At 68.3% G+C, this 15,984-nt stretch carries 13 protein-coding genes; 7 read left to right on the forward strand and 6 right to left on the reverse strand.

Going from position 1 to position 15,984, the window contains the following annotated elements; all coding sequences use genetic code 11:
- Positions 1 to 13: 13 nt before the first annotated feature.
- From WPS_RS01545 to WPS_RS01560, 4 genes are all read left to right on the forward strand, one after another.
- A complete protein-coding gene (locus WPS_RS01545; RefSeq protein WP_317996104.1) occupies positions 14 to 3,004 on the forward strand; it encodes a tetratricopeptide repeat protein in 2,991 nt (996 codons plus the stop codon).
- A gap of 26 nt (positions 3,005 to 3,030) precedes the next feature.
- The gene (locus WPS_RS01550; protein WP_317996105.1) at positions 3,031 to 4,905 is read left to right on the forward strand and encodes a hypothetical protein; all 1,875 of its coding nucleotides are present in this window, start codon (positions 3,031 to 3,033) and stop codon (positions 4,903 to 4,905) included.
- Complete coding sequence (rpiA, locus tag WPS_RS01555) at positions 4,902 to 5,594, forward strand: ribose-5-phosphate isomerase RpiA (RefSeq protein WP_317996106.1); 693 nt, start codon at positions 4,902 to 4,904, stop codon at positions 5,592 to 5,594. Before WPS_RS01550 ends, rpiA begins: the two co-directional genes overlap by 4 nt.
- Positions 5,595 to 5,663: 69 nt before the next feature.
- Positions 5,664 to 5,894: a hypothetical protein gene (locus WPS_RS01560; protein ID WP_317996107.1), complete on the forward strand. Its 231-nt coding sequence runs from the start codon at positions 5,664 to 5,666 to the stop codon at positions 5,892 to 5,894.
- A 48-nt stretch (positions 5,895 to 5,942) separates the two neighbouring features.
- Here WPS_RS01560 and WPS_RS01565 read toward each other — a convergent pair whose 3' ends face one another.
- The 5 genes from WPS_RS01565 to typA form a co-directional block, all read right to left on the reverse strand.
- Positions 5,943 to 6,269 (reverse strand): Crp/Fnr family transcriptional regulator, encoded by a 327-nt coding sequence (locus WPS_RS01565; protein ID WP_317996108.1) that lies wholly within the window; start codon positions 6,267 to 6,269, stop codon positions 5,943 to 5,945.
- A gap of 31 nt (positions 6,270 to 6,300) precedes the next feature.
- Positions 6,301 to 7,377: a patatin-like phospholipase family protein gene (locus WPS_RS01570; protein WP_317996109.1), complete on the reverse strand. Its 1,077-nt coding sequence runs from the start codon at positions 7,375 to 7,377 to the stop codon at positions 6,301 to 6,303.
- Entirely contained in the window at positions 7,367 to 9,040 is a 1,674-nt protein-coding gene (locus WPS_RS01575) for a peptide ABC transporter substrate-binding protein (protein WP_317996110.1), read from the reverse strand. The genes WPS_RS01570 and WPS_RS01575 overlap by 11 nt, the downstream gene beginning before the upstream one ends.
- 41 nt (positions 9,041 to 9,081) lie before the next feature.
- On the reverse strand, positions 9,082 to 10,434 hold the full coding sequence (locus WPS_RS01580) for a PP2C family protein-serine/threonine phosphatase (protein ID WP_317996111.1): 1,353 nt from the start codon (positions 10,432 to 10,434) through the stop codon (positions 9,082 to 9,084).
- Between the two features lie 80 nt (positions 10,435 to 10,514).
- The gene (typA, locus tag WPS_RS01585; protein WP_317996112.1) at positions 10,515 to 12,344 is read right to left on the reverse strand and encodes a translational GTPase TypA; all 1,830 of its coding nucleotides are present in this window, start codon (positions 12,342 to 12,344) and stop codon (positions 10,515 to 10,517) included.
- Positions 12,345 to 12,628: 284 nt separating this feature from the next.
- Here typA and WPS_RS01590 point away from each other — a divergent pair, with 284 nt between their 5' ends.
- Entirely contained in the window at positions 12,629 to 13,582 is a 954-nt protein-coding gene (locus WPS_RS01590; protein ID WP_317996113.1) for an IS110 family RNA-guided transposase, read from the forward strand.
- Between the two features lie 147 nt (positions 13,583 to 13,729).
- Here WPS_RS01590 and WPS_RS01595 read toward each other — a convergent pair whose 3' ends face one another.
- Positions 13,730 to 14,710, reverse strand: a complete 981-nt coding sequence (locus WPS_RS01595) for a hypothetical protein (RefSeq protein WP_317996114.1) — start codon at positions 14,708 to 14,710, stop codon at positions 13,730 to 13,732.
- A 40-nt stretch (positions 14,711 to 14,750) separates the two neighbouring features.
- Here WPS_RS01595 and WPS_RS01600 point away from each other — a divergent pair, with 40 nt between their 5' ends.
- Positions 14,751 to 15,575 (forward strand): hypothetical protein, encoded by an 825-nt coding sequence (locus WPS_RS01600; protein WP_317996115.1) that lies wholly within the window; start codon positions 14,751 to 14,753, stop codon positions 15,573 to 15,575.
- The gene (locus WPS_RS01605) at positions 15,572 to 15,898 is read left to right on the forward strand and encodes a hypothetical protein (RefSeq protein WP_317996116.1); all 327 of its coding nucleotides are present in this window, start codon (positions 15,572 to 15,574) and stop codon (positions 15,896 to 15,898) included. Before WPS_RS01600 ends, WPS_RS01605 begins: the two co-directional genes overlap by 4 nt.
- The last annotated feature ends 86 nt before the right edge of the window (positions 15,899 to 15,984 follow it).

Here is a 15,984-nt window from a genome sequence, read left to right on the forward strand (position 1 = left end):
CTTCTTGTGTGACGTGAACCTGCTCACGACCGCGCTTGCAGCCGTTTCCCGGCCGGCGACGTTGCTGATCCTCGTCGCCGCGGTTTGCGCGCCCGCATCGGGCCAGAGCGCGAACTCCGCCGGGATGCACGCCCTGCTCGCCCAGCATCGCTTCGCCGAGGCGGCGCAGGCGGCGACGGCGGCGCTCGCGTCGCACCCCGGCGATCCGCAAGCGCTCGCGGTGCGCGCGGCGGCGCGATATGGCCTCGATCCCGCTGCACCGGCGATCGCGTCCGACGTCGCGGCGGCGCTCGCCGCCGATCCGCGCAGCGCGCTCGCGCTGGCGGTCCGCGCCGGGCTCGAGGTGCAGCGGCGAGACGACAAGGCTGCGCTCGCGACCGCGAACGCCGCGCTGGCAGTCGCCCCCCGCATCGCGCTCGCGCTGCGAATCCGGGCCCTCGCGAAGTACGATCTCGACGACAACCGCGGCGCGGTCGAGGACGCGAGCGCAGCGGTCGCCGCCGATCCGCGGGACACGATCGCGTTGCGGCTGCGGGGGATCGCCGAGTGGTACATCGACGACGACCGCGCGACGATCGCGGATGAAACCGCGGTGCTGGAGCGCGATCCGCGGGACACGCTTGCGCTGGGATACCGGGCCGCGGCGAAGTATGACCTCGGCGACAACACAGGCGCGCTCGCCGACGCCGACGCCGCGCTCGCGATCGATCCCGGCGCCTACCAGGCGCTGCAGACGCGCGGCGCCGCGCGGTACGCGACTCGCGACTTCCGCGGTGCCGTCGACGATCTGACCAAGGCGCTCGCGATCGTACCCCGGAGCGCACGCAACCTGGCGCTGCGCGGCGCCGCGCACTACTATCTCGACGAAGACGACGCGGCGATCGCCGACGAGACCTCGGCGCTCGAACGCGACCCCGGAAACGCCTTCGCGCTGCGCATCCGCGGCGGAGCGCACTACGACAAGAACCAGTATCGCGACGCGATCGTCGACGAAGACGCGTCGCTGGCGAAGGTGCCGAAGAGCCGTTTCGCCCTGGTCATCCGCGGTGCGGCGAAATACTATCTCGACGACAACGCCGGCGCCGTGGCCGACGAGACCGAGGCGCTCGCCGTCGACCCCGCGGCCGCGAACGCGCGGATGTACCGCGGCGCTGCGTACAGCGATCTGGGCCGCTACGCTGCCGCGATCGACGATGAGAACGCGGTGCTCGCCGCGCAGCCGAAGAACGCCTACGCGCTTCGCGTACGGGCCGCAGCGAAATACGGGCTCACCGACAACCGTGGAGCCGTCGACGATGACGATGCAGCGCTGGCGATCGAGCCCGGCAATGCGTACGCGCTGCGCATCCGCGGCGCGGCGAAGTTTTATCTGCTCGACTATGCCGGTGCGATCGTCGACGAGAGCGCGGTGCTGGCCGGAGCCCCGAAGGACGCGTTCGCTTTGCGGATGCGGGGCGCGGCCAACTATTACGCCGGGAACTATCACGCCTCCGTCGACGACGAGACGGCGGCGCTGGCCGTCGCTGCCGACAGCGTCTTCGCGCTGCGGATCAGGGGCGCGGCGAAGTACTATCTCGACGACAACGCCGGCGCGATCGCGGACGAGACGCGCGTGCTCGCGCTCGATCCGAAGAACGCCTACGCCCTGCGCATCCGCGGCGCCGCCAAGCACGATGCGGGCGACAACGCCGGGTCGATCGCCGACGAGTCCGCAGCCCTCGCGATCGAACCCGACGACGTCTTCGCACTCGAGATTCGCGGCGCGGCCAAGTACTACAGCGACGACTCCGCCGGAGCGATCGCCGACGAAACCGCCGCGCTGAAGAGCAACCCGACGCGAGCGTACGCGCTGCGCATCCGCGGCGGAGCGAAGTACGACCGCGACGACTACGCCGGAGCGGTCGCCGACGAGACCGCTGCGCTCGCGATCGACGCGACGTCGGCCCTGGCGTTCGAGATCCGCGGCGCCGCCTACGATCAGCTCGGCACCTACGACCGGGCCGTCGCCGACGAGACCGCGGCGATCGCACGCGATCCGAAGTCCGACTACGCCTACGCCGAACGCGGCGCCGCGTACTTTTACCAGAGCCGTTACGGCGAGGCGATCGCCGACGAGATGAAAGCCGTGGGGCTGAACCCGAAGAATGCCTTCGCGTACGAGATGCGCGGCGCCGCCCGCTACTACCTCGATCGCTACGCCGAGGCGATCGCGGACGAGACGGCGGCGATCGGCCTGCGCCCCGCGAGCGCGTTCGCGTTTCGCTATCGCGCCGCGGCGCGCTTTTACGCGCCCGACGCGAAAGGGAACCGCGATTTCGCAGGGACGATCGACGACGCGAGCCGCGCGATCGCGCTCGATCCCCGGAGCGCGAGCGCCTACGAACGGCGCGGCGTCGCGCGCTACCGTCTGGGCGATTTGCCCGGTGCGGTGGACGACGAGAGCGCGGCCCTCGCGCTCTCGCCCAACGATGCATTCGCCTACCGGAATCGCGGGCTCGCGCTGCTCGCGCTCAAGCAGTACGACAAGGCCGTCGCCGACGAGCGCGCGTCGCTGACGATCGAGCCGAACAGCGCGATCGCGTACGAGGCGATCGGCGACTCGTTCGCCGCGCTGGGGCGCGCCGGCGACGCGATCGACGCGTATCGCAACGCGCAGCGCCTGGATCGCTCCAACGCGTCGCTGCAGCGCAAGATCGACGCACTCGCGGCGCCGGCGAAGACCGCCGCGCTCCTCGTTCCGGCGCGCTTCTTCACCGGCGCGGCCCGGCGTCCGACGCTCGCCCCGCTCACCGTCGCCGATCTTCCGTCGATCGTCTACACCCGCCTCGACGACGATTCGAAACCGCCGCCCGGGCCGGGCGGGGGACCGCCGGCTCCGCGCCCCACGCCGGCGCCGAACGCCGACGTGCATCGTCCCGCGACCGATCCGGGAGGCGTCGGAGCAAAACCGGTTCTGCCGCCCCGCCGCGCCCGCGACAAAGCCGACCAGCGGTTCCCGCCGTGACGCAGAGCCGTCGTACCGTCGTCGGAGTGGGGATGACGCTCCTGGTCGGCATCCTGCTCTCGATCGCCGCGTACTCGTTCGCCGTCGACGCGACGGGCGGGTGCCGCATCGACCGCAGCAAGCACGTCCGCTGGGACGTCGTTCCGTTCGCGCAGCGCGTGCAGATTGCGCTGGGGATCGGCAACAGCGCGACGCCGCCGTATGCAGTCGCGGTGAACGATCCCGAGGTTCCGGCCGGGACGATCGGCGTCGAGCTGGTGCGGATGCGCAGCGGACCGATGGCTGGAAAACTCGACTCGCTGGCGGTTGCCGCCGTGCTGTTCGCCGCTTTCGGGCTGTTCATCTTGTGGTGGGGGCGCGACATGCCGTCGCTGTGGCTCGGGCTGTTCTGCGCCGCATACGCGCCTGGACTCTCCGCATTTTACGGTCCGCTTCCCGAGGGCGCGATGCTCGCCGCGTGGACGCTCGCGAACGTCCTCGCGTACGTCGCCGCCTTCGCGCTCTACGCGATGGCGGAATCGTTCGCGCTCGCGTCGGTTGCGCAGGACGGACGCGTGCGGCAGGCGATCCTCGTCGCGCGCGGTGTGGTGATCGCCGGGCTCGGCATCGGTCTGCTGGGGACGCTTGACGAAACCTTCGCGCCGATCGTCGACCGCGTCGACGCGCCGGCGCTCGTCCATTGGCTGCACGCTGCCGGCAACGACTTCAGCGAGATCGCGGTGAAACTCATCGCGCCCGTCGTCCTGCTCGCCGTCGCGTGGCGGCTCGCGCGCGACCCGGACGAGCGGCAAAAGAACGCCATCATCTTCGCGACGGTCGTCACCGCGCTCTCCGGCGTCGCCTTGTCGCTGATGACGGAACTGGGGCGCGGCGCTTCACCGGGATTCGAGACCTCGTGGTTCACGCTGCTGGCGATCCCAATCGGATTCATCATCACGATCCCGACCTACAAGGTCGTCGACGTGCAGGTCGTGGTCAAGCGCATCCTGATCGTCGCGACGATGACCGCCATCGTCGGCGCGGCGATCGCCGGCAGCGAACTGCTGGTCGAGCGTTGGGCGGATCCCATGCTCCAACGCTGGGCCGCGCACGGAACGGCGGCCGCCGAGCCGGCGCCCCGACCGCATTCCGGCTGGGAAGTCGCGCTCCAATTCGGCGTCGCGTTCGTCATCGTGCTGACGTTCGGGAGCGTCCATCATTGGCTCGAAGAGACGTTCAAGCGGATCATCTTCGCCAAGCGCGACCGCGGCATCGCCGATCTGCACGCCTTTGCCAGCCGCCGCGCCGGCGTCATCACGCTGCGCGCTAGCGTGATCGCGCAGGCGCTCGCGCTCGTTCACGATGCGCTGTGCGCGCGCGCGGTCGCATTCTACGAACTGCGCGACGCGGCGTTCGAGCGCGCAGACGCGCGCGGCCCGGCCGCCGCGGCACGGATCGGGATCGACGATCCGGTCGCGGTGGCGCTGCGCAGCGACCAGGAGCGTGTCGACCTGCGGCGTCTCCACGGCGAGCCGAGCGCGCTGGGCCGCGAAGGTTTTGCCTTCCGGCTCGCCGTGCGCGGGCACGTAAACGCGATCCTGTTCGTCGGCGGCCGTGACAGCGCGACGGACGGCGCCTACGAGATCGACGAACTCGAAGCGGTGAGCGACGTCGCGCGCGGCGTCGCCGACGCGCTCTTCAGCCTGCGCGCCGCGGAGACCGCGGCGTTCCTCGGCGAGGTCGCCGACGGCAGCATCTCCGGCGCGCGTGCGGCCGTGCGCGCCGCACAATTGCGCGATGAGGGCGTCGATCCCGCGCTCTTCACGCCGCGCCTCCCCGCCGAGCCGCCGGCAGCCGCCGACGAAACGCCGGCTGTCGCGGGGCGGGTGCGCGCCGTGGGGCGCGGAACACCGCACGCGTGAGCGCCGCCGACGATTCGAAACGGGCCGTGGGGTTTGCCGCGGTCGACCGCTATGTGCGGTCGGGGATGTGCGTGGGTCTGGGGACGGGGACGACCGCGCACTGGGCGATCGAGCGCGCCGGCGAGCGCGTCGCTGCCGGCGACGCGCTGACCGCCGTCGCGACGTCGCACGCCACCGAAGCGCTGTGCCGCGAACGCGGGATCCCGCTGGTCCCGTTCGCCGGCCGCGAGATCGACGTCGCGATCGACGGCGCCGATGAAGTCGCCGGCGACTGGTCGCTCACGAAAGGCGGCGGCGGCGCGCTCTTCCGCGAGAAAGCCGTCGCGCTTGCGGCGCGCACGTTCGTCGTCATCGTGACGCCGGAGAAACTCGTCAAACGCCTCGGCGCGTTCCGCACGCCGGTCGAAGTCGTGCCGTTCGCCGTCGAGTACGTCGAGCGTGCGATCGCGTCGGCGTTCGGCGCGCAGGTGGTGCGGCGCGGCGGCGATCCGCCATTCCTCACCGACAACGGCAACGCGATCCTCGATTGCGCGTTCGGGGCGATCGGCGACCCCGCCGCGCTCGACGGCGAGCTCCGCGGCATCCACGGCGTCGTCGCGACCGGCCTTTTCTCGAACGATCTCACCGACGCCGTGCTGGTCGCCGAACCGGACGGCGTGCGCGAACTCACGCGTCGTTCGCCTCGATAGCGAGACAAGGACGAGAGGGGGTCCTGCCGGAAAGCGTGCCGCATCCCACTTTCATCTCGGGAGGCACTCATGCGTAACTTTCTTTCATCTCTCGCGGCCGCGGCGTTCATCGTCTCGCTCGGCACAAGCTCGGCGCTGGCGGATGCCGGCGGCAACATGAAGGGTCACGGCAACGGCGCGATGATGGGGTCGATGGCGAAGACGACCTGTCCGAAGGGCTCCGTCTACGTTCACGGCTACATGAAAAAAGACAAGACGATGGTCAAGGGCTACTGCCGCAAGAAGGGGATGAGCAAGTAGCACCCGCGTGAACGAGCCCTCGCCGAACGGCGGGGGCTCGTTTCCTTGTTAGACCGGTCCGATGCCCTTCGCGTCCATCGTGCGCAGCCGCTCTGCCATCGTACGCATCACTTCGATCGCAAAAAAGGGTGTGTTCTGCACGAGATACGTGAAGCGCCGCGTATTGATCGGCGCGACCTTCGAGGCTTCCTTCGCCGTTGCGGTCGCGCTGCGTTCGCGTCCGTCGACGATCGCCATTTCTCCGAAGATCCCGCCGGGGGCGACGGTCGCGACGACCGTTCCATCCGGGAGGATGATGTCGACCGAACCTTCGACGACGACGTACATCGCGTCGCCCTGGTCGCCCGCACTGAACACGACCTCGCCAGCTTTCAACGCACGGAGCGACGGGTCGTTATGGAACATGTCAAGATTCGCCATCTCGATCTCCGGACGTGAGTGCCGCTGGTGCTGAAGATGCGCCGAGGCGCCGAGCGGTTTCGACCGCCGCGAGCCCGTCGGCTGCTCCCAGTTCGAAGACGCGATCGATATCGGCCTGCCTGCCGAACGCGAGCGAGGCGAGCCGGAGGGGGACGGTCGGGCCGATCACCCGCAGATCGACGAAGCGTTTTCCCTCCGGGGCGCTCCCGTGATGGACCTGTTCGTTGACGGCGCGCGCGAACTTCAATTCGAGTTCGAGGATGTGTTCGGCGACGATGTCGTGGACCGTTGCGGCCAGATGCCCGAGCGTCGGGACCCTGCGGTCGCGATACTGCAGACCGCTGTGCTGTAGCAGGATGACGGTGACGTGATCGGCTCCGGCGTCGATTGCCTGGCGGATCGGGGCGTTGTTCGAAAGTCCGCCGTCGGCGAACTGCGCCGGCGTCCCATCTTCCAGCGTCACGCTCACCGGCGCGAAGGCGCCGGGCAGAGCGGACGAGGCGCAGAGCGCGTCGAGGACGTTCGCATCGGTCAGCCGGTGCGCGTCGGCTTGCGCGGCGAAGTACGCGCGCTCCCGTTCGGCCGCGTCGTCCCCGCGAAATAGCGCGAACGATGCATTGCCGCCGCGGGTCAGATCGGTCACTCCGACGATCATGGTCCGCTTGATCGCCGCGACCGACGCGTACGGCCGAAGGAGTTCGCGCATCGGCGTCTGGTCGTAGAAGCCGAGCATCGAGCGCAGTTCCTTGAGCCGTCCCAGCGCGGAGAGCGTGCGCAGCAGACCGCGCACCGGATGACGGCGCACCGCGAGCAGCGACGCCAGCGGCTCGGCCGTTCGCAGCACGTGGGCGCCGGCGATCGAGCGCCAGAGCGTTTTGAGCAGGTCGGGGCGGTCGAGCGCGACGGGAAGTCCGTTGAGCGCGCCGACCGACGAACCGCAGACGATGTCGAACGACTCGGCGGCGAGCAGTGATTCCAGCACGCCGGCCGCGTACACGCCGCGCGCAGCGCCGCCGGTCAGGACGAGCGCGCGCCGCAGCGCACGTTCGGATTCAGATCGCATAGTTCCACGTGTTCCAGAAGGTGGTGACGGCCGAGGCTGGCGCGTATCCTTGCAGATCGTCGTTCGCGATGTCGAAACGCCGGGAGAACCACATCGTGAACTCCGGAAGTTCGGCGGTCACGATGTGCTGGATTCGTGTGTAGGCCTTCGCGCGTGCCGCGCGGTCGAAGGTTCCGAGCGCGATCGCTTCCTGCGCGTCGACCTCGCGATTGCAGTAGCGAAAGGTGTTGTAGCCGTGGGGCGGCCACTCGCTGCACAGGTAGAGCGCGGAGTCGTCGGGATCGGCGCCGGCGACCCACGAGGAGAATTCGACGTCGTACTTGCCGGTCTGCACGATCCCGCCCTCACCGAACGATGAGAACATCAGCGCCGAAGCGTACGTCTTCACCTCGGCGTCGATTCCGACGTCGCGCCATGCCGATTGCGCCAGCACGGCAAGGCGTGCGGCGGTGGCGCTGCCGGTCGTCGAGGCGATCTCGACGCGCAGACGCCGGCCGTTCTTCGACCGGATTCCATCGGAGCCGAGTTTCCAACCGGCGCGATCGAGGATGGCGCGGGCCTGAGCCGGATCGTACGGGATCGAGCGCAGTCCTCGCGCGTGCGCCCAGGAGAATGACGGCTGATCGCCCTCGCCGAGCAGGTTGACCCCGAAGGTGATTTTGTCGATGAGCGTTTTGCGGTCGGTGGCGTAGGCGATCGCGCGGCGCACGGCCGGGTCCGACATGACGGGACGCTTGGTGTTGAACCCGAGCCGCGAGTACTGCGCGAACGGTGTCAAGATCACGTGCGTCCCTTCGATGTGCGACGCGATCGGATAGTTTGTCGACGACGCATTGTACCACAGATCGATTTCGTGCGTGCGCAGGCTGGTCGCGAGCGTGTTCTCATCGGGGATCGCGCGGTACTGAATCTCGCTCAACTTCGGGCGGCCGCGCCAGTAGTGAGGATTGGCAGTCATGCGCAACATTTGTCCGCGATGCCACTCCGCGACGATGAAGGGACCGGTGCCGATCGGCTTGCTGTTGTACGCAACGCGGTTGAGATCGGGATATCGCGCGAGGAGATGTTTCGGGTAGACGGGGATCGGGACGGCGCCCATCGTGAGGAACGTGTTGACGAAAGGGGCGAACGCGCGCTTCAGATGGACGACGGCAGTGTAGCGATCGGGCGTGTCGATCGACGCAATCACGTCGTAGCCCTGGCGCGAGCCGACGTTGTTGTTCGGGTTCATCACCGCGTGCCAGGAAAACGCGACGTCGCCGGCAGTGAACGGCGCACCGTCCTGCCATTGCACGCCGCGGCGCAGACGGTACGTGATCGTGCGTCCGTCCTTCGCGATCCCGCCGTTGGCGAGGGTCGGCTCGACGGCCGCAAGTTCGGGGACGAGCACGTTGCGATCGCTCAGGTTGAACAGATAGCCCGCCCAGAACATCGACAGGTCGACGCTGACCTGGTACGCGCTGACCAGCGGACTGAGCGAATCGGGATCGTTCAAGCTCGCGAAGCGCAGGACGCCCGGCTTCGTCCACGGATGGCGCGCGTGGAGGCCGCTCGCCGGCGCCGTACTCGCGCCGGGCGGCGGCGCCAGCGCGCGATCGACCGGCTGTCCGCAGCCCGAGAGCACAAGGATCGACGCAAGGAACGCAACCCAGCAGCGCTTCACGCAGGGCAGGTTCGCGCTTGCTCGACCGGCTACTGCCGTGCCTATTCCGCTTCGGGCGAGACCGCGAGCAGCGCCAGGTCGTCGATGATCCGGCCGCGCGTGAACCGCGCGACGTGCGCCAGGATCGTGTCGGCGAAGCGTTGCGGGTCCGACGAATCCGCCTCCGCGAGCCAGCGTGCCAGCGTCTCGGCGCCGACAAACTGCCGCTCGGGCGAGCGCGCCTCGGTCAGGCCGTCGGTGGCGAGGATCAGCATTTCGCCCGGCGCGAGACGCGTACGCGCGGCCGCGAACGGCAGGCCCAAGCCGACGATTCCCCCGGTCGGCGCGAGCATCACCACCTCCGCGGAGCGCCGGATCCAGCACGCTTCGTGTCCCGCGTTGGTGTAGGTCAGCGACGCGTCCCGCCGGTCGTGGATCCCCACGAAAAGCGAGACGAACGACTCCGGCGCCAAGTTCGCTTCGCGATACAGCACGTCGAAGCGGCGCACGATCTCGTCGGGCGCGAGCGACTCGCTCGCGAGCGCGCGCATCGCGTAGCGCACGAACGTCGTGTCGACTGCGGCCGTAAGCCCTTTGCCGCTGACGTCGGCGACGAGGATGAGGGTACGGTGGTCGTCGAGCCGGTACACGTCGTAGACGTCGCCGCCGACGCGCGCTCCGCGCGTCGCGGACCGGTACGCCGTCGCGACGCGTAGGTGCGGCGGCGTCACCAGACGCGCCGACGCGGCGTTCTGCAACGCCTCGACGACGCCGCGATCGCGGTCGAGCTCATGACGCATCTGCGCGATGATGGTGATGAAGAACAGCACTTCCAGCGCGATGACCGCCGTCGCGCCGATCGCGGCCGCCGTTGCGGTGCGGATCGTGCCGTCGCGGCGCGCGATCGCGGCCGCGTAGCGCTTGTCGAGGCTGTCGCGAATCGGAACGATGTCGGCGCGAAAGCGGTCGGTGAGTACTTTTCCTTCGACGGAGCGCCCGCGGTCGAGCGGCTTTCCGGCTGCGACAGGCTCGGCGATCTCGCGCAGCCAGGTCGCGTTGACCCGGCGCATGTCGTCCAGCGCCTGGTCCTCCGCACCGTGGCGCCCGTCGTCGCCCAGACACGATTGGAGCATCGCGAATTGTTCGCGCATCGCGCTGCGCGCCGCGGTGTACGGATCGAGAAACTCGGGCGCGCGCGTCGACGCGTAACCGCGGATCCCCGTCTCCTCGTCGACCTGGGCCTGCAGCGCCGCCGCGACCGCAAGCTGACCTTGGCGGATACGCGCCACGTCTTTGTTGATCGTCGTAAGGTTCCGGACGATCCCGAGTTCACCGACCAACGCGATCGAGAGAGCGATCGCGATCAGACCGAACAGCAGAATCACACCCCGGAACGAGAACAGCGTTCGGAGCATGGGGCCTCTGTCGTTATACGGAGCGCACGAGGCCTCCCGGTACCGAAGTCCTGGCCGGAGTCGCGCCGCTCACGATGTGATCAGCCGGCGAAGGCCTTTTCGCGCTTGCGCGCTTTGAGCCGCTCGCTTTCGTCGAGGATCCGCTTGCGCAGGCGGATCGACTGCGGCGTGACCTCGACGAGCTCGTCGTCCTCGATGAACTCGATCGCGCGCTCGAGCGACATCTCTTCGGCCGGCGGCATCCGGAAGTTCTCGTCGGTGCCGGCGGCGCGCATGTTGGTGAGCTTCTTCGCGCGCGCGACGTTGATCGCGACGTCCTTGTCGTCGTTGGCGCGGCCCACGATCATCCCTTCGTAGACCTCGACGCCGGGATCGACGAAGAAGCGTCCGCGCTGTTCGAGTCCCATGAGCGCGTACGCGGTCACGGTCCCGGTGTCGCTGGTGACGAGCGCCCCGTTGGAACGTCCGGGGATGTCGCCGGCCAGCGGCTGATGCGTGTAGTAGACGTGCGACATCACCGCGGTGCCGCGCGAGAGCGTCAGCAATTCGCCGCGCAGTCCGAAGATCGCGCGCGTCGGCATCGTGTACTCGAGGCGCCGCGTCTCGCCGACCGTGATCATGTTCGACATCTGCGCGCGACGCCGGCCGACCGATTCGATCACCGCCCCGGCGTAATCTTCGTGGACGTCGATCACCACGTACTCGACCGGCTCCATCTTCACGCCGTCCTTCTCGGTGATGATGACGCGCGGCTTGCTCACGGCCAGTTCGTAGCCTTCGCGGCGCATCGTTTCGATCAGGATCGAGAGATGGAGCTCGCCGCGGCCGCGCACTTCGAACGTGTCGGCCGACTCGGTGTCGGAGACGCGCAACGCGACGTTCGACTCGAGTTCGCGCATCAGCCGCTCGCGGATCTGGCGCGAGGTCAGATACTTCCCTTCCTTGCCGGCGAACGGCGAGGCGTTGACCATGAAGAACATCGAGACCGTCGGCTCGTCGACCGCGATCGCATCGAGCCCTTCGGGAAGCGCCGCGTCGGCGATCGTATCGCCGATGTTGAGCCCCTCGATCCCCGAGACGCAGATGATGTCGCCGGCGGTCGCTTCCTCGATCTCGATCCGCTCGAGTCCGTGAAAGCCGAGGATCTTCGTGAGCCGCAAGCCGCTCTGCACGTGGCCGTCGCGCGCGACCTTGGCGATCGGCGCGTTGACCTTCGAACTCCCGCGAAAGACGCGCCCGATCCCGATTCGCCCCACGTAGCGGTTGTGGTCGATCGCGGAGATCAGCATCTGGAAGCCGCCGTCTTCGGCGGGCGCCTCGGGGACGTGCTTGGTGATCGTGTCGAACAGCGGCTCGAGGTTCTCGCTCTCGTCTTCCAGCGCGTACTTCGCGATGCCGGCCTTGCCGTTGGCATAGACCACCGGGAAGTCGGCCTGCTCGTCGGAGGCGCCGAGTTCGATGAAGAGGTCGAACACCTCGTTCACGACTTCGCTGGGACGGGCGTCCTTGCGGTCGATCTTGTTGATGACGACGATCGCCCGCAGATCGAGTTCGAGCGCCTTGCGCAGCACGAACCGCGTCTGCGGCATCACCCCTTCGGCGGCGTCGACCAAGAGAACGACCCCTTGCACCATCTGCAGCACGCGTTCGACCTCGCCGCCGAAGTCGGCGTGGCCGGGCGTGTCGACGATGTTGAACTTGACCCCGTTGTGGTCGATCGCCGTGTTCTTCGCGAGGATCGTGATCCCGCGCTCGCGTTCGAGCGGGTTCGAGTCCATCGCACGCGCCTCGACGTGCTGGCCTTCGCGATAGATCCCGCTCTGGCGGAACATCGCGTCCACGAGGGTGGTCTTGCCGTGGTCGACGTGGGCGATGATCGCGACGTTGCGGATGTCGGGCCGGGTTCTCACAAGCGCCTAGTGTATCACATCCCGCCTCCGGACGCTCGTCAGGCCGAGCCGGCCCCGCGTCACGCTCATATGATGGGGTAGGGGGATGACTCGAACGAATCATCCCCCTACGCGGTGTCGAGCGCCGTCGTCACGCCTGGGCCCAAGAGCCCGTAGCTCAGATTGGCGCTCGCACCAACCTCCAAGCGATCAGCCGAACGGAATCGTGGGCCGTCTGCGACGAGCCCGTATGCATGAGCCTGGTAAGATGATCGCTACGCCGGAACCTAGAGGGAAATCCTGCGATGAGCATGTTGGGCGTCGATATCTCTAAGGACACGTTCCACTGCTGCTTGCAACGCGGCGAGAAGCGCAGTGAGGCGAGTTTTGAGAACACGCGAACCGGCTTCAGAGAGCTTCGCAGTTGGTTGCGCACGCATCGCGCCCGCGAGGTTCATGTGTGCATGGAGTCAACCGGGCCGTATTGGCGCAACTTAGCGGCGAACTTGCACAAAGCGAAAATCCGGGTGAGCGTGGTGAACCCGACGCGTACGGCATATTTTGCGAAGAGCCGTTTGCTGCGGACCAAGACCGATGCGGTCGACGCTCGAATGCTGGCCCAATTCTGCGCCTCCGAGCGCCCCGCGCTCTGGGAGCCTGATAGCGACGAAATCCTGTCCCTGCGCGGTTTGCTGGCGTATCGCGACCAGCTCATCGCGCAGCGTATTGCCCTTACGCAGATCGTGCAATCCGTCGCCGTCGGAGCAACGCTGCTCAAAATGAACGAAACGCATCTGGTCGGTATCGCGGAGATGGTCAAGCAGATCGAGTCGCAGATCCAAGGTGTTCTTTGCTCGGATGTCACGCTAAGCCGGAACGCGCAGCTTCTTCAGACCATACCAGGCGTCGCGTCCTTGACAGCGGCAAACGTGCTTGCGGAGTTGCCGGTGCATCGGCTCCATAGTGCCAAAGCCGCAGCGGCGTATGCCGGCCTTACGCCGGCAGAGCGGCAGTCCGGGACCTCGGTGAAGGGCAAGCCGCGCATTTGCAAGACAGGCAACGCGAAGCTCCGGCGGGCACTCTACATGGCTGCCCTGACGGCAAAGCGCAAAGTCCCGGCCTTCAAGGAGCTCGCCGATCGCCTCGAAGCGCGCGGTAAGAGCGGCAAGCAAATCATCGTGGCGGTGATGCACAAGCTCGTGCGCCTGGCTTACTCGCTACTCAAGAATCAGCGGCCCTATCAACCCGTATCGGCTTGACGGCGGACACGGAATCTGAGCTTGTCGAAGCGCAGCCGGCTCTTGAGACTTTCTTGAGCCCGGCGGCGGGCGGCTTTGAGCGTGCTTTGAGCGACGAACCGGGGTCGGCGGTGCTACGGTCGCCGCGTGTTCGCCTCGCTTCGCGCCCTACTGATCGTTGTTGCCCTGGCGCTCGCTCCGCTTGCCTTGCTGATTCCGGCCGCGGCCGCCACCACGCTTCCGGCCGGCCCGCTCGCCCTGCGCCGGGCCGCATCGCCGCTCCCGCTCGAGCCGTCGCTCGCCGACACCCGCTGGGCCGACGCGCTCACCGACGGCCGGTTCACCAACCTCGCCACCCGCGCCGCGGCCGCCGGGACGACGCGGGTCGCGTTCTTCTACGATGACCGCGCGATCTACGTCGGGGTGCAGGCGGAGCAGACCGCGCCGGTTGTCGCCTCCCAGCCGGCCGACGAGATCGGCTTCGGCACCGACGACTTCGTCGGCTTCGAGATCGACACGGCCGGAAACGGCGAGCGCGTCTACCTCTTCGCCGTCACGCCGCGCGGGACGCGCTACGCGTTTGCCCGCGAGTCGACACGCTACAAGCCCGAGTGGGGCGCCGCCGCGGCCTCGACCGCGACCGGCTGGAACGCCGTGATGCGGATTCCGTACGGCGCGCTCAAACTCGCCGGCGACGGATTCCAGCACTGGAAGATCAATCTCGTGCGCAACGTCGCGGCGACCGCGGAGCACGATACGCTCGTCTACACGCCGCTGATGGCCGACGCGACGGTTCCGACGTTTCCGAACTACGCGTTCGACTGGCGGTTCTGGCCGCCGGTCGACGGCGTCGCGCTGCGCGGCGCGGTGCCGCGCCCGAAGCCGCGCGCCGAAGTGTACGGTCTCGAGTCGGCGGGGACCGATCGCGACGCCGTCGTCACGCCCGCCGGCACGACGGTCCGCCGCGCGCCGCGCGCGGGGGGGGGCGACGTCGTCGTTCCGCTCGATCCGACCACGAGTTTTCGTCGGCGCCTTCTCGCCCGATTTCTCCAACGTCGAGATCGACCAGCTGACGATCGCGCCGCAGCAGTTCCAGCGCGCGCTCACCGAGTACTGGCCGTTCTTCGCGCAGGGCGCGGCGTACGTCAACGCCGCGCTCGAAGTCTACCAGCCGAATCTCCCGCCCGAGGTGCTGTTCTACTCACCGAACATCGCCGCGTTCGACCGCGGCTTCAAGGTCGTCGGGAGCAAGGGAACGACGTCGTTCGGCGCGCTCGAGGTGCGCGGCAGCGATCCGCAGACCGGCGCCGCGTTCGACGATCTCGCGTTCGGCATCCACCAGCGGCGTCCGAGCAACACGTTCGCGTGGTGGGCGGACGGCGCGTTCGCCGGACGTGAAAACGGCGTCGACCGCAGTTATGAAGTCGGCGCGTTCGGCCGTTCGCTGGCGAGCGGACTCGTCTACAGCGCGATGCACGCGCAGGAGACGGGACCGACGGTGACGCGCCCGAGCGAAGCGCAGAAGAACGCGGCGTTCATCGACCTGCAGAAACCCGGGATGGAAGCGAACCTCGGCTCCCTCGACACCGGGCCGCAGTTTGCGCCGGTCGCGGGCTTCACCAACCTCGCCGACGTTCGCGGACCGTATTTCTCGCTGGATCTGAACCGCTCGCCGAAACGCGGAGCGATCAAGTTCGCGGATCTCTATCTGAACTTCGACCGTTGGCGCGACCGCCGCAACAACGTGCACGACGCCGACGCCGACGCGTACCTGACGCTGAAGATGCGCTCGCCGCTCGCGTTCTACCTCAACGATCAATTGGGCTCGCTGCGTACCTACGAGGGCGACGGCTTCAGCGGCGGCCCGCACGGCTACCGCGACGCCCAGGTGCTCCCGTTCAAGACCTGGAGCATCGGCGCGGGCTACGGCGAGGGGCCGCCGAGCTCGTTCCGCACCGATTGGCAGCAGGGTCCGTTCGGGGCGTTCTTCCGCAGCAGCGCTCGGCGACGGTGACGCGCTCGCTCGGCCGCGCAAGCCTCTCGATCGACTACGCGGCGACGCACGAACGGCCGCCCGCGGGCGCCGCGGACGGCCAGCAGCTGCGGCGCTACGCGCTCGCGCTGCCGCTCGGCCGCGACGGAAACGCGACGCTCGCGTACCGCGACGTGAGCGGCCGCGGCGGCTTCGCGAACCCGGGGCGGAACCTTGCCGGATCGCTGCGCAAGCGCTTCGCCAACGGCAACGAACTGTTCCTGAACTACGGCCCGCCGGCCGCCGACAAGACCCTCGACCGCTGGATCCTCAAATATCTCGTGCGGCTCGGAGGCGCGCTCTGAGACGTTTGTCGAACCACGGTGGTTACGACGGGCGTGCGCCTCTCGTTCCCGCCGTTCTCCTTCGACCGCGACGAGCGTGTGCTGCG

The organism is Vulcanimicrobium alpinum (genome assembly GCF_027923555.1).
Classification (GTDB): domain Bacteria; phylum Vulcanimicrobiota; class Vulcanimicrobiia; order Vulcanimicrobiales; family Vulcanimicrobiaceae; genus Vulcanimicrobium; species Vulcanimicrobium alpinum.